Here is a 20,569-nt window from a genome sequence, read left to right as displayed (position 1 = left end):
TTTATTTTGAATATTTTAATTCTACTGAGGTGAACTGATAGTCTGCAGGAACCGCAAACATAAACCATGGGCTGGACATCATCTGAATTTCCATACCTCCTGACTCATGAAAAGGAACTTCTACATACAACACGTTATTGAGTACGGAAATACTTTTGATCTGAGTGATTCTATGATCACCCGATCTGAAACTTCCCAAATGATACAAAATCACTTTTTTGTCTTTTGGAAACTCCGGGTAGTGTACATCAGGTTCTTTTCCCGCTTCTACAATGGTAAAGTTGTTTCCTTTGATCGCGGTGCGGAATTCCTGTTCGTTTTTAATGATCTTAAATCCTGTCTTATCCATGCCGCCTTGCGACTCAGAAACCAAAAGTTCTCCGTGTTTTTGCATGTCTGATGATTTTTGCGCTGTAGTACTGGTGCAACTCATTACAATTGCAGAACAGAAGATAAGCAGTCCTTTCATTTATACATTTTTACCACCCAAAATTAGTGAAAAAATTGATAATGACCTTCATTTGCCCATTTCAGCATTTGCCTGTCGCCGGAAGTATCCCCAAAAGCGATTATTTTATCGTATTTTGAATTGCTTATTTCTTTTTTTATCCGCTCTAATTTTTCGTTTCCGTTGCAGTTTTTACCAATGAAATTTCCTGTAAAAACCCCGTTTTTAAACTCTGCACGCGTAGAAACAAGCTCCATTTTAAGTTCTTCGGCAAAAGGCTTTACCCAGATGTCTAATGATGCGGTCACCAATAAGCTTTGTGTATTATTCCTATCGATATTTTTAATAAAGTCCAGCGCATTTTCTCTCACAATCTTTGGATAGTGATGCTCAAAAAACTGTTTGGACTTCGTTTGAATTTTTTCTTCAGTCTGACCTTTTAGAATGGATCCGATAAAGCTCTTTTTCACTTTTTCGGTATCAGCCAGTTTTAGTTTCAGTAAAATAAAAAGTGGAACATGTCTTAAAAATTGTATTCTGAATTTGGTAGAATCATAGAATTTAAGGTACATGAACATTGTGTCCTTGTAGGTTAAGGTTCCGTCAAAATCAAAACAATACAATTTTTTCATTTTAATTAAAGCTTTAATTTTTTGAATATAAATTCAGGAATATTCCTGATAATCATCATAATAATTCCCCAAATCGGTAATACATATGCCACATTTTTCCGCTTTTTAAATGCTTTATAAATGCATGCTGCCGCCTGTTTTGGGGTTGCCGTCAGTTTCGGATTTAATGGAAGTCCTTCGGTCATTTTGGTGGCCATAAATCCTGGTTTTACGGTAAGAACATGTACTTTTTTCTCAAAAAGATAATTTCTTAAACCGCTCAGATAAGCTGTAAATGCTGCTTTTGCACTTCCGTAAATAAAATTACTCTGTCTTCCTCTATCTCCTGCAACGGATGATAATCCGATAATGGTTCCGGACCTTCTGCTTTCAAATTTATGAGCAAAATAGTTCATGACAGGCACCAGCTTTGAGTAATTGACAGCAATAATACGCTCTGTATTTTTATTATCATATAAACTTTCCTCGGTACCTTCTCCCAAATATCCGGTAGCACAAAATAAGACATTTGAATTGACATTTTCAAATTGTGTGTAATCAATTTCTTTCAGCAGGTCCAGTTCAATGACTCTGGACTGCTGCAAAAACTTTACATCAATATGTCTTGCAAACCTTTCAGTGGTTTCTTTATTTGAGGTAAAAAGATAAATTTTTTCAAATTTCTCGCCTTCTTCCAGCATTTTTTCTACAAAAGCCTGTGCTACTTCAGATGTACTTCCCAGAACTATCATTATGAATTGTTGTTTATGATTCTTTTGTGCTGTAAAGACACAAACTTAGAATTTTGAATATTTTTCAGGTAATTGGTTAAAGATGATTTGCTCATGCTGTCTTTGGTAAGATAGATCCTTCCGCCAAACTGCAGGACAATATCATCCAGTTTCTCAACCAGTTTTTTCAATTTTGAATTGACTTTAAAATCAAGAGCCAGCGTGTATCCTTCTACCGGAAATGAATTGTAAGCCTCCGGATTATTTTTCCCGAAAAGCTTTAAAACGGCTAAAAATGAACCATTTCCGCTGTTGGCAATGGTCTCAAGGATTTTTTTCATTCCTTCTTTTCCCGCTTCTTTTGGAATAACCATCTGATATTGTATAAAACCGGATTTTCCGTAAATTTTATTCCAGTCGGAGATAGCATCCAAAGGATAAAAGAAAGTTTCATAATCGATGAAATTCTTCACCTCCTTCTTAGACTGTTTTTTATAATACAACAAGTTGAATAACTTCACTGTAAGGGAATTCAGGACAAAATTTGGAAAATAAAAAGGAACAGTAGGCTGCAATTTTTTCTTCAGTCTTAATGGATTTTCAGTCATGTTCTGAGGAAGTTCATGGTAAAAAGCATGCTCTCCTCTCATTAAAATACTTCTTCCTATATTTTTTCCTTTCTGAAGGCAGTCGATCCACGCAACCGTGTATGTCCAGCTTTCACTTTCCTCAAAAAGTCTGAAAATTTCATCCAGATTTTCTGCTTTAATACTTTCCTGACGGATATAAGCAGATTCTATATTTTTAAGTTTAAACTTTGCGGTAAGAATAATTCCTGTAAGTCCCATTCCTCCGATAGTAGCCCAAAACTGTGCTGAATTCTCTTCCCGGGAACAGGTGATAATTTCTCCTCTTTCCGTCATCAATTTAAACTCGATGACATATTCTGAAAAGCAGCCTTCTGCATGGTGGTTTTTACCATGAACATCTGATGCAATCGCACCGCCTACAGAGACAAATTTTGTTCCAGGTGTTACATATAAGAAATATCCCTGCGGAACAGCAATTTCAAGCACATCCGAAAGTAGTACGCCCGATTCACATTCTATAACTCCGTTCAGGCGATCAAAACTGATAAATTTATTGAGTTTTTTAGTAGAAAATATATGTTCTCCCAGAGAAGCATCTCCATAGCATCTTCCATTTCCTCTAGCGATAACTTCATTATGATCGAGTACAAATTCTCTTATTTTTTTGAAGCTGTCTTCAGACCTCATCTCCTTTTCCACTACCGGGAAATTGCCCCAGTTGGTAACTTTTTGTGTAAAATTCGGCTTCATTTTTTAAAGTAAATTTGAATTAAGAATGTGGCTACCCATAATAAAAGAGTAACCTGTATATATCTGTCGCGATAGACAATTTTTGTAGGAGATTCTGTTCTGTTGTATACCAGCGTCTGCTGAAGATACCTTAAAAAAGCAAACACCACGAAAATTACGGTATAGAAAACCCTTTCATGAAATCTTGCCTGCACTTCCGGTGATAAGGTAAACATTAAGTAACATATAATAGCCAATGTTACGGAAATAGAGAGCGTAATATCTGCAAACTGAACATTGTATCCATCCAGCGCTTTTCTTGTTTTTCCGGAAACCTGTGCATTAATAAGCTCACCTCTTCTTTTCCCGATCGCTAGTACCAGCGCCAGTACAAAAGTCAGTAAAATTGCCCATTGTGAGATGCTTATTCCAGTGATGTAACCTCCGGATAACACTCTCAATACAAATCCTGTGGCAATGATAAAGATATCAATGATCGGAACGTGTTTAAGTTTGAAGGTATAAGCAAGGTTCATCACAAAGTAAAAGCTTATGATCGCCCCGAATTTCCATAAGTCCTGATGAAAATACAGCTGGGCCCAGAAAAAGAGCGCAATATCTACGATAATAAGCCCGATAAGAATGGATATCGCTTTCGGTTTTGATATGGCTCCGCTTGCCAGCGGTCTTCTTCTTTTTTCAGGATGCTGCCTGTCGGCTTCAATATCGTTATAGTCATTTAAGATATAAACGACACTTGCAGCCAGGGAAAAAATAATAAAAGCAAAGATGCTTTTCGTAAGTAAATCCAGATTTTTGATATTTCCGGAAAAGAACAGAGGGACGAATACAAATAGGTTCTTGACCCATTGCTCCACTCGGAGCAGCTTAAGATATTTCTTCATTTATGTTGTTTCATTTGCAAAAATAAACAATTCAAAATTTATAGCCTAAAAATACAAAAAAAACCGCCGAGGCGGTCTTTTCTGAAAATATTTATATATTAAATTAATTACTGCCCTTGTTTAGCATCATTAATCATTTTTTCGTTTGCTGTAATCGCAAATTCTACTCTTCTGTTTTTAGCTCTTCCTTCTTCAGTATCGTTTGTAGCTACAGGCTGTGATTTCCCTTCACCTTTTGCAAACATTCTGCTGGAAGCAATACCTTTAGATGATAAATAGGTTTTAACAGCATTGGCTCTTCTCTCTGAAAGATTCAGGTTATAAGCATCTGTTCCTTTAGCATCTGTATGCCCGTAAATATTGATGTTGGTATCAGGGTTATTGGTAAGAACCTGAGCCAGTTTATCTAAGTTAGTTTGTGCAACAGAAGTAAGGTTGGTAGAGTCAAAAGCAAAGTTCACAATACTTTCGCTCATGGTAACTTTAATCCCGTCTCCTACTCTTTCAACTTCAGCACCAGGTAAAGTTTCTTTAATTTCTTTAGCCTGCTTATCCATTTTGTTACCGATAACGTTACCTGCAACACCACCGATAATACCTCCTAATACAGCGCCTAATGCTCCATTTCCTCCTTTACCGACGTTATTTCCTAAAATACCTCCCAATACAGCTCCGGACGCAACACCTGCTGCTGTACCTCTCTGTTGATGGTTTGAGTTTTGAACTGCCTCACAACTTGTCAGTAATAATGCTGATGACAAGAATAGAGCTCCTACGTATGATTTATTAAATTTCATTTTTTAATCTTTTATGTTTATAAATTATTTCATTCCCGCTCTCTGGAAATTATACACAACTCTTATTGTGTTTCCTTCAAATGGAACATTTTGCTCAAGCGAAAACTGATCTTTAGCCTGATTGATAATATTTAAAGAATATCCTACTGTATTCTGTTTTGCTTTTGTACCGTCTGCAATTTTTTTAAACATAAAGCTGCTTCCGTTTTTCACTTCAAATTTGATAGGCTGTGTAAATGCCGGACAAGCTCCTCCACCGCTTAATGTGTAGGCTCCTGTATAGTTGTTTGGAATTAATCTCCAGTGGCTTCCTACGAAACACTGTGCATCAGCACCTTCGTCAAAAGGTTTGATCTTATACCCTTTATCGTAGTCGATACTTACAATTTCCCAATCTCCTTTTAGCTGTAAAAAGTCTGATTTTTGGTTTTGAGATGTTTCTGCTTTTTTAACTGAGGAACAAGACACTGCAAAAAGTGTTGACCCCAACATTCCAGCAAGTAGTAACTTTTTCATTTTGTTGTTTATTATTTTGTTGTTATAAAGTTACAAAAAACCGTGCCAAAATTGAAAAATAAAAATAAAAAAAGTCCGGAAAATCCGGACTTTTTGTGGTTATTCCTTAAATACAGGGAGATATATTATTTTTTAACAGCCTTTTTTACGGATTTCGCAGGCTTTGTATTTCCTGAAGATTTACCGTTATAAAAATTGGTGTAAGCGTATTCAGCAGCTTTCTTTACATCGATTACTCCTCCGGCCTGAGAGAAATCACCAAATTGGTTCTCTGTATTCGGGTTGCTTGATTTCACCAATGCTTCAATTACCTGGTAAGGCTTCAGATTAGGCATGTATGCCAGTAAAACCGCAGCAGCACCCGCTACTACAGGTGAAGCCATTGAAGTACCCTGCAGGTATCTGTATTCGTTTTTAGGAACAGTAGAATAAATCTCTTCTCCCGGAGCGAAAACATTGACCATTTTCTTATTAAAGTTGGAGAAACTTGCTCTCAATTCATTATTTCTGTTCGTGCTCGCTCCTACTACCAATACGTTATTCACAAACGGTTTATCATCTGTAATGTTTTTAAAGTTGGTAGGATATGCCAAATGTTCCGCTACATCTTCATTTTCGTTACCGGCTGCTTTTACTAACAATACATTTTTATCTTCTGCATATTTGAAAGCATCCCAAACTACATTTTTACCAGGAGATACAGGCTTACCAAAACTCATGTTCAATACTTTGGCACCGTTATCCACTGCATATCGGATCGCGTTGGCTACGTCTTTATCTCTTTCATCACCATTTGGAACGGTTCTTACAGACATGATTTTAGCCACTTTTGAAGCTACTCCATGCTGAACTTCTTTTCCTTGCGGAAGTCCTGCGATGATTCCGGCAACGTGTGTTCCGTGTTCTGCATCCGGTCCTTCGTAATGGTTATTTCCATAATTCTTTTCAGAATAGTCATCATAGTTATCGCCTACGATTTCTTTTCTGGTATCATAATTCACATCATACTGCTTAGCCATAGGCGCAAAGTGGTCAACCGCTTCTTTCATCTGCTCTTTCATCAGCTTTTCAAATTCTGCAGGAGACTTTCCTTTGAATTCAGGGCTTTGAGAAACCTGAGTCAAAATACTTAATGCAACAGCATCTTTCTGTTCTGTTGGGGCTTTAATTCCCGCAACGGTTTCAGGTGTCACTGATTTTCCTCCTAATAATTTTACCATATTAGGAATCAGGTCAGTGATCATGGTATAAGTTTGAAGGCTTTGTTTTGCTTCTATACTTTTTTTACCGAAAAGATCTTTAGATTTCATGTACAGGGCAAATTCTTCAGGCATTTTAGCCTGATTCGCCTTGTTTTTTGCAGAATCGTCGCCTTCAAAAACAGGTTTGTATTTGGCAACAACCCTTGTTACTTCCATGTTGTCGATATCTACATCTCCATTTTTACCACCGATAAAATTCCATCCGTGTACATCATCGATATAGCCGTTTCCATCATCATCTTTACCGTTATTGGGAACTTCATTTGGATTAGTCCAAACGTTTTTCACCAATCCCGGGTGGTCTACCTGCACTCCGCTGTCTAAAACCCCTACTACAACGGTAGTTGGTTTTAATCCTTTGGATTCTAAATATTTATACGCATTTTCTGTATTTACACCATATACTTTTGTTGTAGAAAAATCTTTATGATACCAAGTCATCAGATCTTTATCTTCATTCGGATCAGTGGTTTTCGCCTGTGCTTCCTGAGCATAAGAGAAACTAAAACCTGCTAAAAAAACAGCAGCTAATAATACCTTTTTCATATGTTGATATTTATTTTTTAAGGTCATACACAAACGCCATTTCATTGGTGAAATTTCAGAGAATTTCATGAATAGCGATTTTATGTTACTATGAATATTTAATATTTTTTATATAAGTCATCGATTCAGGCCCTTTGTTACAAATAAGGTCTACAATCGAAAGGTCAGCTAAAAATCCTAATTTATCAGTGAACGTCTGATAATATTCTTCCATTTCAAATTCTGAAGGAAGTTTTGCGGAAAATTTTTCTCTAAAATTAACAGCATCAGGATTTTTGATATATTCTTCATTCAAAGACTGTGCCTTTTCTGCCTTTAAGATCTGTTTGATAATTTCCAAGGCTTTAATATTGAAATCCAACAAATATTTTTCTTTCAATTCAAAGATCTTCTTTAATTTATCTTCATAGTATTCGAAGTAAGGAGAACTTTGGTAAGCAGTCTTTATGGATTTCCAGTGAATGCTTCTCCAGTCTTCACTGTAGGAGATCTCAATGTCTTTAAATTCCCTTTTACCATTATGTGTAATTGGGATGATCAGCGAAAGTTTGCCGTTGGCACCATAAATATTCGTTCTGCTTCTGTAGGTTTGTTTCGGGAAGCTTTCGAATTGCTCAAATACAACATCGTTTACAGGATCTAAAAACACTGAAAACCAAGAAATTGGTGGTAAATAAAATACCGGTAATAATATATTTTGCATTATAATTTAATTTTTAGGATAAAAAACCCTACCAACTAGATCTTTTTTATCTACGAAGCCTAAATATCGTGAATCCAAGCTTCCATTACGATTATCCCCCAGAAAAAACAACTTATTTTTTGGTATAATGAGAGGACCAAAATTATCAGCAGTCCATTCTTTATGATAAATATTAAAAATAGCCGTATCCTGGGTTGTATTTATGAATCTTTCATAAAAAAAATCATCATTAAGATCACTTTTACTTAATTGAGCTATGAAATATTCTTCTCCAATAGGAAAAATTTCATTTTCACTTACTCCTTTATTTAACATAAGATGATTTGAAAAAGCTCTATCTATTTTATAATTATGCTTTAAATTAAATCTACTGTCAATCAAAGTATCATTAACGTAAAGAACACCATTCTTGATATGAATTTTATCATTTTCAATCCCTACAAGCCTTTGTACATAAGTCCCTTTTTCATAACGTGTATTGTTTTGATTATAAACTAGCATCTTATATTTGTCATAAGGTAGAATATTGCTCATGAATACCAGTGATCTTCTTTTAATCGTAGGTTCGTTTCCAGCCTGGGGTACAAAAGCATATTGCAAAACCCCTGAGAGTTTTGCAATAATTAAAAGAGTTACAATAAAGCTTCCCGTAAGAAGTACCTTATTAAATATCTTGTTTTTAAACACTATTCTTCTGTCTTATTCTTTCCAAATAGTTTCATAAAATATTCCCATCCGAAGAATAGAATAAGAATCATGGCTGCTACCCACCAATAAGAGGTTTTGTTAGCTTCTCCGGTATTGGTTGCTTTAAACATTCTGTCCCAACGGATCCTCCAGCCATCAGCTTGATAAGAAGAACCGGAATCCTTAAATGCTCCTTCAATACTCATCCAAGTGAACATTGGCTTACCAACGATATTTTCTTCCGGAACGAAACCAAAGAATCTTGCGTCTAAAGAAGCATCTCTGTTGTCTCCAATCATCATATAATAATCCTGTTGGATAGTATATTGATTGGTTTCTTTTCCGTTAATGAAAATTTTTCCGTTTTTCTTTTCTAAATTATTATGTTCATATTCAGAAATGATCCACTGGTATTCAGGCAATGTTTCTTGGTTAATCGCTACTACATCACCTTTTTTAGGAATTTTAAGCGGACCATACCAATCCTGATTCCAAGGTTTGTTGATAGGGAAAATAGATTGAGTGGTATCAATACTTTTCTTTAACTCGTCTCTGTAAGCCACCGCAGAATATCCTTTTTCAAGAATATCTTCTTTCATACTCACTACCTGAGGAAGTTGCTTTATATCAGCAGCCGTTTTATCAGTAAGACCCTGAAAACCATATACAAAACCACCTTTATCCATTTGCTGCTCACTAACAGGAAGAAAACCATATGTTTTATACAATCCAGGAATATCTAATTGACTTGCCGTTATCACAATATATCTGTGCTGAACTTCCTGATCTCCTAAAAATGTTTCTGCTTTTCCATTTACGAAAAGTCTTCCGCCTCTCATCTCAAAAGTATCCCCTGCTACAGCCACACATCTTTTTACATAAGGGTCTTTTCTGTCGATTGCGGTATGCACAGAATCCTGAGGATAGTTGAAAACAACAATATCCTTTTTTTGAGGTTTGTTGAATTGTAAAATTCTTTCGTAAGGCAATTTTACTGCGTCTACATATGATTTTGGATCATCTTTAGGATTCCCTTTTTCGCCTGCATCAAAAATAGTTCCCTGAAGGAAAGGTATTGATACGGGACGCATGGGAAGTCTGTATCCGTAGCTCCATTTATTCACAAAAAGGAAATCACCCACTAGAAGCGTTCTTTCCATGGATCCTGTTGGAATCCCGAAAGGCTGCGTTACAAAAACGTGGATAATAGTTGCGAAAACAACAGCAAAAGTAATAGAACCTATAAAAGAATCTTTTTTCTTTTCATTTTTCTCTTCGTCTGTCATGAACAATTCGTTGGCTGCTTCGTCTTCCAACTCTACATCTTTTGAATAATTAACGGTTGCCATATAGATGAATGGAAGAATAACCGTCAGTAGCTGGTGTTGAAATAAATGCTTTCCAAATTTTTTCATTAAATAAATATGGAAAACCGACATCATAATAGGCCCAACGATCGGCATATATGATAAAATTGCCCACCATTTAGGATGTTTTGTCTCCTTTAAAATAATGAAGTAATTATAGAAAGGTACGAATGCCAATAAAGGACTATACCCCATTTTCTTGAACAGCTTCCAAGTTGAAGCTCCCATTAATACGGATAAAATGAGAACGTATACTGCGTAAGTTAAAAAATAATTCATAAATTTTCTGTGCCTATTCTAATTGAATTTGTGTTGAGCAATTCTTTAATTAGTTTATGATTTGATAGATTTGTTACAAACTTAAAGACCTAAAACGTCTTTCATTCCAAAGTTTCCTTTTTTGTCTTTGATCCATTCTGCTGCCACAACTGCTCCCAGTGCAAATCCATCTCTGTTGAACGCAGTATGTTTTATTTCTATTTCATCGACCTCACTTTTGTAGAAAACACTGTGGGTACCGGGAACTTCATCTTCACGAACCGCAAAAATACCTAATTCTTTACCCTGCGTTTCTTCCAGTTTCCATGCTTCAAATTTAGGGTTATTTTCGATGATTCCTTCTGCAATGGAAATTGCGGTTCCGCTTGGGGCATCTTTTTTGTGAACATGATGAATTTCTTCCAACTGGCAAGAGTATTCATCTACGTTTTTCATAAGAGCAGCTAACTTTTCGTTTAGAGCAAAAAATAAATTCACTCCCAAACTAAAATTCGAGCCATATAAAAATGCTGTATCATTATCTACAGCAATTTTTTCTATTTCAGCCTTTTTCTCCAGCCATCCGGTTGTTCCGCAGATGACAGGGATTTTATTTTCCAGACATGTTTTTATGTTATCAAAAGCTACCTCAGGCAGTGAAAATTCGATAACAACATCCGGATTATTCAGATTTTGAGCAGTTGGGGTTTCTTTCAGCCGGGCAACGACTTCATGTCCTCTTTTTTGAGCAATCTCATCAATGATTTTACCCATTTTACCGTATCCAACTAAGGCTATTTTCATGTGGTATTGTATTATTTTTTATCTGCTTATATCTTGTGGTTTACTGCAGACTGTGTATTAAAATTTGTAACTTAAACTCAATCCTGTTTTTGGCGGTGCAAAACCATATTGATCCTGGATTACCGTAGGACTGAATGTAAGATCCGGATCATGACGGCTTTCATACAGGTGGGCATCTACTACCGCATCTACAATATTCAGAACATAGATCAGACCTGTAATTGCAATGGCATAATCCCTTTGTCTTTTTGATCTGTCCTGTGCATTTCCCAACGCTACTTTATCTAACCAGGGGTGACTGTCAACAAATTCATTGGGCGTCCCGTTCAATTTGGCTACATAATATTCTCTGTATTTTTTGTACTGCTTATCATTCCATGCAGCAATTCCCACTCCTGCACCTACAGCTCCCCAAACGATAGGAATTTTCCAGTATTTTTTATTGTAAAACTGTCCTAATCCGGGAAATACGGCAGAATACAACCCCGCTTTTGTAGGATTTAACTTAAGTGTCTTTTTGGTGGGGCCGTTTGCTTTTTCCAGATCGTCAACTACCGTAGACTTAGTTTTCGCCGGTTTTACCAATGCCACACTGTCTTTCGGAGATTTTATCAACCGAATGGTATCATTGGGACTGACTTGTGAATATGCGGATGCAAAAATGCACAAGAAAAGGATGAAAACTATTTTTTTCATTGTTTAATATGAGACAGGATGTATTCCAGCTCATCTTCATTTTTGAAGTCCAGAACAATCTTCCCTCTTTTACCGTTTCCAGAGGATTTGATCTCCACTTTTACATCAAGGATATCAGAGATCGTCTTCTGTACTCTTTTATAATTGTTTGAAAGCTCTACTTTTTCTTTTTTGGCTGCCGGTGATTTAGGATTTTTCAGAGCCATAGAAACCTGCTCTGTCTGACGTACATTCAGATGTTCTTTAATGATTCTGTCAAATAAAATCTGTTGCAGCTCCTCATTGTCAAGACTGATAATTGCTCTGCCATGCCCTGCAGAAATTTCTCCGCTTCTAATGGCATTTTGAATATCCGGGCTTAATCTTAACAATCTGATGGAGTTGGTGATTGTACTTCTGTCTTTCCCTACTCTGTGGCTAAGATTTTCCTGCGTAAGCCCAATTTCATCCAAAAGCCTCTGATACGTCAATGCAATCTCAATCGCATCAAGATCTTCTCTTTGAATATTTTCAACAAGAGCCATCTCAAGAAGCTCCTGATCGTTCACCAAACGGATATAAGCAGGAATAGCCGTTAAACCAGCAATTTTACTCGCTCTGTAACGTCTTTCCCCTGATATGATTTCAAACTTTTCGCCATCTTTCCTTAGGGTAATCGGCTGGATCATTCCTAGGTTTTTGATTGACTGTGCAAGTTCGTTTAATGCTTTTTCATCAAAATAAGTCCTTGGCTGAGTAGGATTGGGATAAATATCTTCAAGTGCTACTTCTACAATATTCCCCACAAATTTGTCTGCCCCTTCATCGGTAGCAGAATTGATACTCGCTTTGGATTCAGCACTTAAAATTGCGCCTAAACCGCGCCCCATAACTCTTTTTTTGTCCTTCATAGATATAATTGATAAATGATAATTAATAAGCGATCATCAGTATTTGAAATAGCAAGACTCGCTTACCGTCCATTTATTATTAATTTAATTCTTTACTAAATTTTCATTCCTTAGCAACACTTCTTCTGCCAACTGGATATACTGAACAGCACCTTTACTTTCGGCATCATAGTTCAGAATACTTTCCCCGAAACTTGGAGCTTCACTTAATCGTACATTTCTGCTGATAATGGTTTCAAAAACCATTTCCGGGAAGTGTGCATTCACTTCTTCTACTACCTGATTAGACAATCTCAATCTGCTGTCGTACATGGTCAAAAGAAGTCCTTCAATATCTAAGTCTTTATTATGGATCTTCTGAACATTTTTAATGGTATTCAAAAGTTTTCCTAATCCTTCCAATGCAAAGTACTCACACTGGATCGGGATAATCACAGAATCTGCCGCAGTAAGGGCATTTACCGTAATAAGACCTAAACTCGGTGCACAGTCGATGATGATATAGTCATAGTCGTCTCTTACGCTGGCCAATGCTTTTTTCAGCATGTACTCACGGTCTTCTTTATCCACCAATTCAATTTCTGCTGCTACCAAATCAATATGAGAAGGAACAATATCCAAATTGGGAGTAGTTGTTCTTTTAATACATGTTCTGGTTTCCACACTGTGTTCAAGCAGATTATATGTAGAATACTGAACATCTTCAACTCCAAGACCGGAAGTTGCATTCGCCTGAGGATCAGCATCAATAATCAGTATTTTTTTCTCTAATACCCCTAATGCCGCAGCTAAATTTACAGCTGTTGTTGTTTTTCCAACTCCTCCTTTTTGATTAGCGATACCTATGATTTTTGCCATTATTAGAACTTTAAGCTTCAAAAATACACTTTTTTCTTTGCTCTGGATGAACGGTGAAAACCAAAATTGAGTTAAAATATTGTTAATAAGCATTTTAACAATAAAAAAAATTATCCACAAAAAATCATTCTTTGTGGATAACTATCTTAATTTGTTTTGTTACTGATTATTCAAATCTCATGGAAACCGGAAATTTGAAATAACTTCTTACCGGTTCTCCCTGTTTATTTTTTGCAGGCTTCCAAGCTCCTCTGATCGATTTGATCGTTCTGATCGCTTCATTATTAAACGAAGCATCGCTACCATTAGCCTTGATTCCGGAAATTGTTCCGTCTTTTTCTACTACAAAGGTAATAACGGTTTTCATGGTATCGCCGCTTCCTTCAAAACCGGAACCGTCAAAATTATCCATTACTTTTTTTCTGAATGAATCAATTCCGCCGCCGTAGCTGGCTTCCTGACTCAATTCTCCCGGGCTTGCAATAGTGTTCCCTGCATCTTTGATCACCGGTGGTGCCACATAAGGACCAGGATGCCCTGTTCCAATAGTAGGTGGCGCAGGAGTAGAGCTATGAGGTGTTACTGGTTCTCCTTTTAGGTTATTTATCAACCCAGGAACAGCGTCATCAGGTTTATCTTGTTTTGCAGGTTCTACTGCATCTCTTTTAGGAGTTACAACAGAACTGTTATATTGTTTCGTATTAGGAGGAGAGACCGGTTTTACAACATCCACTTTTACTGGAGGAGTATCTGTTCTCTCAACCTTTTTTAATATAAAAACTGTCGGTGGAACATCTGTAGGTATTTCCACGGGTGCATCGCTTCTAAACGCAGAGATAATTAAAGGTGTTATTGAAATAGCAGCCAATAAACCTACCCCTACAAAAAGAGACTTGGTTAATATTCTGTCTGATTCGTTTCTTAATGCGTAGGCTCCATACGCTTTATTACGGTGTTCGAAAAGAACTTCATTAAATCGAAATTCCTGATTGTTTTGTAGGTACTTCATCACTATAAAATATTTAAACTGTTAAAACGGTAATTATTGCTTTGACCTGTTATCATCAATAAGCTTTAAGGTGATATCAAAATTTCTGCCAAAAAATTGTTAAAATCTCATTATTTTAAATAAAACCATAATAATCTATCAAAAATACCATTCTCGAAAAAGTAAAATACTGTCCATAAATCACTTATACAGCTGTTTATGAAGAATATTTTTTTTCATTTAAAAAATCACCATGCAACACATAAAGCCCCGAGTTCTTTAAGATGAAAATTATTAATCACAAAAAAGAGACCGCCCTTTTGGACAGTCTCTTCTGTATTATTAATTCTAAAATGCTTAGAATAATTCTTTTCTGATAATATTCTGGCTTCTTTCAGGGCCTACAGAAACTAAGTATACATTGATTCCTAAATATTGCTCAATAAACTCTATATATTTCTGAGCTGTATCCGGAAGTTCATCATAGCTTCTCACCTGAGTAAGATCTTCAGTCCAACCTGGAAGATCCTGATAAATAGGTTCGTAGTTGTATAGTTTTTCTGTTGATGAAGTGAAATAATCGATGATTTTTCCATCTTCAGTTTTGTAATGGGTAACGATTTTAAGGTTTTCAATACCTGTAAGAACATCTAATTTCGTAATTACCAGGTTATTGATTCCGTTGATCATACAAGCATGTTTTAAAGAAACAAGGTCTAGCCAACCTGTTCTTCTCGGTCTTCCTGTCGTTGCTCCGAATTCACCACCAATCTGTCTGATGCTTTCTCCTAATTCATTATCCAATTCAGATGGGAAAGGTCCGTTTCCTACTCTTGTACAGTATGCTTTTGCAACACCGATCAGGTTTTGAAGGGATGTTGGAGGCACTCCTGCTCCGGTACACACTCCTCCTGTAGAAGGGGAAGATGATGTAACGTACGGATAAGTTCCGAAATCGATATCAAGCATCAATGCCTGAGCTCCTTCGAATAAAACGTTTTTACCGTCTCTGATGGCTTCGTTCAATTCAACTTCCGTATCTACAATTCTGTCCTGAAGCTGCTTTCCGATAGCTAAAAATTCGTTATAAATTTCTTCTACGTCCAATGTTGGTTTTCCGTAGTATTTTTCAAAAAGAGAGTTTTTAACCTTAAGGTTTTTCTCAATTTTATCTCTTAAAATTTCAGGATTTAAAAGGTCTACCATTCTGATACCGATTCTTGCGATCTTATCTTCATAGCAAGGTCCGATTCCTTTTTTAGTCGTTCCGATCTGAGTTCCTCCGTGCTCTTCTTCACGGTAAGTATCCAAAAGAATGTGGTAAGGCATGATAACATGCGCTCTTCTGCTGATAAAAATGTGGTCCGTTCTTAATCCTTTGCTTTCAATCTGGTTGACTTCCTTGATGAAAGATTTAGGATTTACCACTACTCCATTCGCAATGATACACTTCCCTTTACACTGCAGAACTCCTGAAGGAAGAAGATGCAGAACAAATTTTTCTTCACCCACATATACTGTGTGGCCAGCGTTATCACCACCCTGGAAACGTACTACGTAATCCGATTTAGCTGATAAAACATCTGTTATTTTTCCTTTACCTTCATCTCCGTATTGAAGACCTACAACTACGTAAGTTGACATATTTTACTTTTATTTTTAGATTCATGCAAAATTACTCTGAAAAAATAGGGTGGGCAAATTATAGGGGAAATTTATTTTTATGTGGGGTGAAAATCATGGGGTTGGGATTGGAAAAAATATTTTTATTTTGACCTTTTATTTACTGAAAATAACACTTATCGATCTGTAGACATCCCTCTTTTTTCCCATTTATTCTGTATATTTGATTGTTCTCTATACTCATTAAACATCATTAATCTTTATGACCATCTCACAAAAATCCGGCTACCTTTCAAAAAATCCTGATGATCAGCCCAAGCTTTTTTACACGACATTTACACCTGATACTGCCCCGGTAAAAGCTACTCTGTTGATTGTTCATGGGATGCAGGAGCATAGCGGCAGATATGCAGCAATAGCAGATTATTTTGCAGGTCATGGATTGGCTGTACTCACTTATGATCATCTGGGGCATGGAAAATCCGTCAAAGAGAAAAAAGATATCGGATTTTTCCAGAAGAACAAACCGGATGAAAGGCTGATTAATGATGCCATCATGATGAGCAGTCACCTTATAGAAAAGCATCCCGATGTTCCTCATTTTATCCTTGGCCATTCGATGGGATCTTTTATTACGCGTTGCGTTCTGCAAAAAATTGGAAATCAATTTGCAGGAGCGGTTATCACTGGAACCGGAGGATCGCTGACGGGACTTAGTTTATTAAATGCTTATTTTTCACTAACCAATACAATCGCACCGCATTCTAAAACTTTTTTCAATGCTCTTTTTAATACAGTTAATAACAGCCATTTTAAAAAGGATACCGATTTCAGTGATACCAGCTGGCTGAGCCTAAATCCTGCCAACAGAAACGCTTTCTCTGAAGATCCACTTTGTGGAGTTCCCTTTACCAACAATGCATTCTATGCTTTATTCAATATATATAAAAAGGCAACGGCCAGAAACTGGGCAGACACAATTCCTAAATCTTTACCTCTTCTGCTGATAAGCGGACAAAATGATCCGATAGGAAATTTCGGAAAAGGAGTCATTGAAACGGTCACTCATTTAAAAGATGATCGATTTGAGGAAGTGAGTGTGAAATTATATCCCGACATGCGTCATGAAATACTGAATGAAGAGATCAGAGAAGAGGTTTTGAATGAGATCTATCAATGGATCAGTAAAAAATTATGACCATCACTTTGGCTATTAGGTTAAAATAATAAACCTTATAGATTTTCAAATCTATAAGGCTTGAGTTACAAAGATTAGATAGAATTAAAGTATTACTTCCCTTTCCACACCAATCTCATGCAAAAAGGTCTTGTCATGAGAGATCATGAGCAGGGTACCCTGATACTCTTTAATGGAATCTGTTAAAATTTCCACATTTTGCAGATCTAAATTATTCGTCGGTTCATCAAGAATGATCATATCCGGAGCTTTATTACTGATGGAAAGTCCGCATAGAAGGAGCCGAAGGCGTTCACCACCGCTCAATACTTCACATTTTTTATCCCAGGTTTCTTTTCCGAATAAAAATCGGGCTAATAATGTCTTTACTTCAGATTCCGGCAGCGCTTCATCATTAAACGTTTGGGCAAATTCATAGCCGGTCAGAGATCTGTTGATCAGTGAATATTCCTGATCAATGTAAATGGTCGTACAATCTGCCTTCGTTATCGTTCCGGTATGCGGTTGTATATTTCCCAGCAGCAATCGGATCAAAGTAGTTTTACCGGAACCGTTTGATCCTTTGATTGAAATTCTTTCACCACTTCTGATTTCAAGATTAAGATTGTTCTTCCATAATAACTTTTCATCATACTGATAATTAATTTCTTCTGCATTAATAAGGATTTTCCCGGTATGAAGACCAGAGTCACTAAAATTAACCTTCATTTGGTCAGCATTTCTTACAGAGGAACGAAGTTCACGGAGATCACCTGAAATACCCTCGATTTTTTCGGCATGAATATTTTTCAGTTTTGAAGTGTTCTTTTCAGCATTATTGCGCAGAGTATTCATCATAATCCTTGCTACGCCTGATTTTTCCTGCTTATTTTTACCGCGTGCATCCAGTTTTTGTTTTCTTTCAAGGGTCTCACGCTCTTTTTCCTTTGCCTTTTTCAGAGCGCGTTCTTTGGAATGGATGTCATTATGCAAAGCTTCTTTTTCAATTTCTTTCTGTTCGGTATAAAAATCATAGTTCCCCCCATAGGTTGAAATCCCCTGAGTGCTGAGTTCAAAAATAGTATCTGCCAAATTCAGCAAAGCTCTGTCGTGGCTTACAATCACAACGGTTGCATTTGTTTTTTCAATATGATCGTAAAGCAGGTTTCGTCCTTCAAGATCCAGATGGTTCGTAGGTTCATCCAACAGTATGATATCCGGCTGATTGATCTGAATTCCGGCAAGAAAAACTTTGGTCTTTTGCCCTCCGCTTAACGTTTCTAATGTTTGATTTAAATCCAAACCTTCAAGTTTCCAATATGTTAAAGCTTCCTGACTGCGTTCTTCGATCATCCAGTCATCATTTAATATTTCAAAATACTTTTCATCAACTTCTCCATTCGTGATATTTTCAAGCGCATCGAGTTTCTTATCAATTTGTAAACAGGCTGCAACGGACATATGATTAAAGTTTCCGAACATCTGAGGAACGTAATATAAGTTACCCTGCTGGTTGATGGTTCCGCTTAAGGGTTCTATTTCTCCTGCGATAAGTTTAAGCAGCGTGGATTTCCCCATACCATTACTTCCGACTAAAGCCGATTTTGAATGTGAAGGTATCGTTATATGAATGTGATTAAAAAGAAGGTCCCTGTTAGGAAACCTATAGGATATATTATGTAGAAAAAGCATGATTTCTTTCTGTATTATAGTTAAACATCAATAACAACGGTGACGAGGTTATTGTTTTGAGTACAGTGGAAAGAAATTGGATCCTACATGTTTGGTGTTTGGTGTTTGGTGTTTGGTGTTTGGTGTTTGGTGTTTGGTGTTGCAAAGATAGTAATTTCGTTTTTATGGTTAAAAATTTCAAAATCTTTACCATATATATTTTTATTAATGGTAACAGAAAAATCTTAATTCAACTATTATATGATGCGGTAAAATAAATTTTTGGAAAACATAATCTATCATGTTTCGTGAATGTGAAACAATCAGGAAAATATTTTAATCAAAAATCCGTAACTTTGCCAACTACTAAAAATTTTTATGGACAGTATTCAAATTCACGACAAAACTTTCGTTCCTTATCTGAAGGACGCCGAAATTCAGGAAATCGTAAAAGCAACCGCTTTAAAAATTTACGAAGATTATAAAGATGAAGTTCCCGTTTTCATTGGTGTTTTGAACGGAGTGATCATGTTCTTCTCAGATCTTTTGAAGCATTATCCGGGAAACTGCGAGATTGCCTTCATCCAAATGAGTTCTTATTCAGGAACTGAATCTACAGGAATCGTTTACCAGAAAATGGAATTAACGAAGGACGTAAAAGACCGTCACATCATCATTGTGGAAGATATCGTTGATACTGGAAATACAGTGGAAAGCCTTTTCAAATATTTTAAGGAAACACAACGTCCGAAATCTGTAAAACTGGCTTCCTTCTTATTAAAACCTGAAGTGTATAAAAAAGATTTCAAACTGGATTATATCGGCTTGGAAATTCCGAACAAATTTGTTCTTGGTTATGGGTTAGATTATGATGAGTTGGGAAGAAACCTTCCTAATTTGTATCAGTTAGAAGAAGGACAAATCAACCACTAACAATTGCTACTGGCTTTTAGCTTTTAGCTATTAGCTTTTAAAAATTATATCTTAATAAAAAGTAAATACTAACTAAAAAAGCTAACAGCAAGAAGCCCACCCGCTCATTGCCAAAAGCGAATCAACATTATGATAAACATAGTTCTGTTCGGCCCTCCAGGAAGTGGAAAAGGTACACAAGCTCAAAATCTAATTGAAAAATTCAACTTGAAGCAGGTTTCAACCGGTGATCTTTTCAGGTTCAACATGAAGAATGATACTGAACTTGGGAAATTAGCAAAATCATATATCGATAAGGGAGAATTGGTTCCGGATCAGGTAACAACAGATATGCTGATTGACGAATTGAGAAAACCAACGGATACCAATGGTTTTATCTTCGATGGATACCCTAGAACTGTTGCTCAGACAGAAGCGTTGGAAAGAATTGTAAAAGAGGAACTGAATGATAAAATAGACATTTGTCTTTCATTGATCGTAGATGATCAGATTTTGGTGGAAAGACTTCTTAAAAGAGGTGAGACAAGCGGAAGAACTGATGACAGCAACGAGGAGATCATCCAAAACAGAATAAAAGAATATTATGCAAAGACAGCTGAAGTAGCTGAGCTTTACAAACAACAAGGAAAATATATCGAGGTAAACGGTGTTGGCGGAATTGATGAAATTTCCGAAAAGCTTTTTGCCGAAGTAGAAAAAATAAAATAATTAATAGTTATGAGTGATGAGTCATAGGTTCATTTTTAAATTCATAGCTCATAATTCATAACTCATAACAT

Annotated in this window: 21 protein-coding genes; 3 read left to right on the top strand and 18 right to left on the bottom strand. The window is 36.4% G+C overall.

All coding sequences use genetic code 11. From position 1 onward, the window contains the following. Position 1: 1 nt before the first annotated feature. The 17 genes from IW15_RS08975 to IW15_RS08895 all read right to left on the bottom strand — a co-directional run bounded on the left by IW15_RS08975 (position 2) and on the right by IW15_RS08895 (position 16,030). On the bottom strand, positions 2-469 hold the full coding sequence (locus IW15_RS08975; RefSeq protein ID WP_034710703.1) for a hypothetical protein: 468 nt from the start codon (positions 467-469) through the stop codon (positions 2-4). Between the two features lie 23 nt (positions 470-492). Beyond that, positions 493-1,080: an HAD-IB family hydrolase gene (locus IW15_RS08970; protein ID WP_034710700.1), complete on the bottom strand. Its 588-nt coding sequence runs from the start codon at positions 1,078-1,080 to the stop codon at positions 493-495. A gap of 5 nt (positions 1,081-1,085) precedes the next feature. Next, positions 1,086-1,811 (bottom strand): SDR family NAD(P)-dependent oxidoreductase, encoded by a 726-nt coding sequence (locus IW15_RS08965; RefSeq protein ID WP_034710697.1) that lies wholly within the window; start codon positions 1,809-1,811, stop codon positions 1,086-1,088. Continuing rightward, entirely contained in the window at positions 1,811-3,130 is a 1,320-nt protein-coding gene (locus IW15_RS08960; RefSeq protein ID WP_034710693.1) for an FAD-binding oxidoreductase, read from the bottom strand. The genes IW15_RS08965 and IW15_RS08960 overlap by 1 nt, the downstream gene beginning before the upstream one ends. Further along, complete coding sequence (locus tag IW15_RS08955; RefSeq protein ID WP_034710690.1) at positions 3,127-4,014, bottom strand: decaprenyl-phosphate phosphoribosyltransferase; 888 nt, start codon at positions 4,012-4,014, stop codon at positions 3,127-3,129. The genes IW15_RS08960 and IW15_RS08955 overlap by 4 nt, the downstream gene beginning before the upstream one ends. A 107-nt stretch (positions 4,015-4,121) precedes the next feature. After that, positions 4,122-4,811: an OmpA family protein gene (locus tag IW15_RS08950; RefSeq protein WP_034710688.1), complete on the bottom strand. Its 690-nt coding sequence runs from the start codon at positions 4,809-4,811 to the stop codon at positions 4,122-4,124. A 24-nt stretch (positions 4,812-4,835) separates the two neighbouring features. Next, the gene (locus IW15_RS08945) at positions 4,836-5,327 is read right to left on the bottom strand and encodes a lipocalin family protein (protein WP_034710686.1); all 492 of its coding nucleotides are present in this window, start codon (positions 5,325-5,327) and stop codon (positions 4,836-4,838) included. A gap of 125 nt (positions 5,328-5,452) precedes the next feature. Further along, positions 5,453-7,135: a S8 family serine peptidase gene (locus tag IW15_RS08940; protein ID WP_034711071.1), complete on the bottom strand. Its 1,683-nt coding sequence runs from the start codon at positions 7,133-7,135 to the stop codon at positions 5,453-5,455. Positions 7,136-7,223: 88 nt separating this feature from the next. After that, positions 7,224-7,838 (bottom strand): WbqC family protein, encoded by a 615-nt coding sequence (locus IW15_RS08935; RefSeq protein ID WP_034710685.1) that lies wholly within the window; start codon positions 7,836-7,838, stop codon positions 7,224-7,226. Between the two features lie 6 nt (positions 7,839-7,844). Continuing rightward, on the bottom strand, positions 7,845-8,525 hold the full coding sequence (gene lepB / locus IW15_RS08930) for a signal peptidase I (RefSeq protein WP_034710684.1): 681 nt from the start codon (positions 8,523-8,525) through the stop codon (positions 7,845-7,847). After that, entirely contained in the window at positions 8,525-10,171 is a 1,647-nt protein-coding gene (lepB, locus tag IW15_RS08925; protein WP_034710683.1) for a signal peptidase I, read from the bottom strand. Before lepB (IW15_RS08925) ends, lepB (IW15_RS08930) begins: the two co-directional genes overlap by 1 nt. A gap of 81 nt (positions 10,172-10,252) precedes the next feature. Continuing rightward, positions 10,253-10,954, bottom strand: coding sequence for a 4-hydroxy-tetrahydrodipicolinate reductase (gene dapB / locus IW15_RS08920; protein WP_034710681.1), 702 nt, complete (start codon positions 10,952-10,954; stop codon positions 10,253-10,255). A 57-nt stretch (positions 10,955-11,011) separates the two neighbouring features. Beyond that, complete coding sequence (locus IW15_RS08915) at positions 11,012-11,650, bottom strand: DUF5683 domain-containing protein (RefSeq protein WP_034710679.1); 639 nt, start codon at positions 11,648-11,650, stop codon at positions 11,012-11,014. Next, positions 11,647-12,540 (bottom strand): ParB/RepB/Spo0J family partition protein, encoded by an 894-nt coding sequence (locus tag IW15_RS08910; RefSeq protein WP_034710678.1) that lies wholly within the window; start codon positions 12,538-12,540, stop codon positions 11,647-11,649. Before IW15_RS08910 ends, IW15_RS08915 begins: the two co-directional genes overlap by 4 nt. Before the next feature lie 84 nt (positions 12,541-12,624). Beyond that, complete coding sequence (locus IW15_RS08905) at positions 12,625-13,398, bottom strand: ParA family protein (protein WP_034711070.1); 774 nt, start codon at positions 13,396-13,398, stop codon at positions 12,625-12,627. Between the two features lie 166 nt (positions 13,399-13,564). Next, entirely contained in the window at positions 13,565-14,407 is an 843-nt protein-coding gene (locus IW15_RS08900; RefSeq protein ID WP_034710676.1) for an energy transducer TonB, read from the bottom strand. A gap of 336 nt (positions 14,408-14,743) precedes the next feature. Next, the gene (locus IW15_RS08895) at positions 14,744-16,030 is read right to left on the bottom strand and encodes an adenylosuccinate synthase (protein ID WP_034710675.1); all 1,287 of its coding nucleotides are present in this window, start codon (positions 16,028-16,030) and stop codon (positions 14,744-14,746) included. A 241-nt stretch (positions 16,031-16,271) separates the two neighbouring features. Between IW15_RS08895 and IW15_RS08890 the strand changes: the two genes are divergently transcribed. Further along, entirely contained in the window at positions 16,272-17,207 is a 936-nt protein-coding gene (locus IW15_RS08890; RefSeq protein WP_034710674.1) for an alpha/beta fold hydrolase, read from the top strand. 84 nt (positions 17,208-17,291) lie between these two features. Here the strand turns inward: IW15_RS08890 and abc-f are convergent, their stop codons facing one another. Next, entirely contained in the window at positions 17,292-18,878 is a 1,587-nt protein-coding gene (gene abc-f, locus IW15_RS08885; RefSeq protein ID WP_034710673.1) for a ribosomal protection-like ABC-F family protein, read from the bottom strand. Between the two features lie 357 nt (positions 18,879-19,235). Between abc-f and hpt the strand changes: the two genes are divergently transcribed. Then, entirely contained in the window at positions 19,236-19,790 is a 555-nt protein-coding gene (gene hpt, locus IW15_RS08880; RefSeq protein WP_034710672.1) for a hypoxanthine phosphoribosyltransferase, read from the top strand. A gap of 129 nt (positions 19,791-19,919) precedes the next feature. Further along, positions 19,920-20,498: an adenylate kinase gene (locus IW15_RS08875; protein ID WP_034710670.1), complete on the top strand. Its 579-nt coding sequence runs from the start codon at positions 19,920-19,922 to the stop codon at positions 20,496-20,498. Positions 20,499-20,569: the final 71 nt, after the last annotated feature.

It is taken from the genome of Chryseobacterium soli (assembly GCF_000737705.1).
Classification (GTDB): domain Bacteria; phylum Bacteroidota; class Bacteroidia; order Flavobacteriales; family Weeksellaceae; genus Chryseobacterium; species Chryseobacterium soli.
The sequence above is the reverse complement of the archived record's forward strand: the minus strand, read 5'-3'. Positions and strand labels throughout refer to the sequence as shown.

Coding starts and splice junctions, on each gene's coding strand:
- IW15_RS08975 (WP_034710703.1), bottom strand. CDS start 469: ATGAAAGGACTGCTTATCTTCTGTTCTGCAATTGTAATGAGTTGCACC.
- IW15_RS08970 (WP_034710700.1), bottom strand. CDS start 1,080: ATGAAAAAATTGTATTGTTTTGATTTTGACGGAACCTTAACCTACAAG.
- IW15_RS08965 (WP_034710697.1), bottom strand. CDS start 1,811: ATGATAGTTCTGGGAAGTACATCTGAAGTAGCACAGGCTTTTGTAGAA.
- IW15_RS08960 (WP_034710693.1), bottom strand. CDS start 3,130: ATGAAGCCGAATTTTACACAAAAAGTTACCAACTGGGGCAATTTCCCG.
- IW15_RS08955 (WP_034710690.1), bottom strand. CDS start 4,014: ATGAAGAAATATCTTAAGCTGCTCCGAGTGGAGCAATGGGTCAAGAAC.
- IW15_RS08950 (WP_034710688.1), bottom strand. CDS start 4,811: ATGAAATTTAATAAATCATACGTAGGAGCTCTATTCTTGTCATCAGCA.
- IW15_RS08945 (WP_034710686.1), bottom strand. CDS start 5,327: ATGAAAAAGTTACTACTTGCTGGAATGTTGGGGTCAACACTTTTTGCA.
- IW15_RS08940 (WP_034711071.1), bottom strand. CDS start 7,135: ATGAAAAAGGTATTATTAGCTGCTGTTTTTTTAGCAGGTTTTAGTTTC.
- IW15_RS08935 (WP_034710685.1), bottom strand. CDS start 7,838: ATGCAAAATATATTATTACCGGTATTTTATTTACCACCAATTTCTTGG.
- lepB (WP_034710683.1), bottom strand. CDS start 10,171: ATGAATTATTTTTTAACTTACGCAGTATACGTTCTCATTTTATCCGTA.
- dapB (WP_034710681.1), bottom strand. CDS start 10,954: ATGAAAATAGCCTTAGTTGGATACGGTAAAATGGGTAAAATCATTGAT.
- IW15_RS08915 (WP_034710679.1), bottom strand. CDS start 11,650: ATGAAAAAAATAGTTTTCATCCTTTTCTTGTGCATTTTTGCATCCGCA.
- IW15_RS08910 (WP_034710678.1), bottom strand. CDS start 12,540: ATGAAGGACAAAAAAAGAGTTATGGGGCGCGGTTTAGGCGCAATTTTA.
- IW15_RS08905 (WP_034711070.1), bottom strand. CDS start 13,398: ATGGCAAAAATCATAGGTATCGCTAATCAAAAAGGAGGAGTTGGAAAA.
- IW15_RS08900 (WP_034710676.1), bottom strand. CDS start 14,407: ATGAAGTACCTACAAAACAATCAGGAATTTCGATTTAATGAAGTTCTT.
- IW15_RS08895 (WP_034710675.1), bottom strand. CDS start 16,030: ATGTCAACTTACGTAGTTGTAGGTCTTCAATACGGAGATGAAGGTAAA.
- IW15_RS08890 (WP_034710674.1), top strand. CDS start 16,272: ATGACCATCTCACAAAAATCCGGCTACCTTTCAAAAAATCCTGATGAT.
- abc-f (WP_034710673.1), bottom strand. CDS start 18,878: ATGCTTTTTCTACATAATATATCCTATAGGTTTCCTAACAGGGACCTT.
- hpt (WP_034710672.1), top strand. CDS start 19,236: ATGGACAGTATTCAAATTCACGACAAAACTTTCGTTCCTTATCTGAAG.
- IW15_RS08875 (WP_034710670.1), top strand. CDS start 19,920: ATGATAAACATAGTTCTGTTCGGCCCTCCAGGAAGTGGAAAAGGTACA.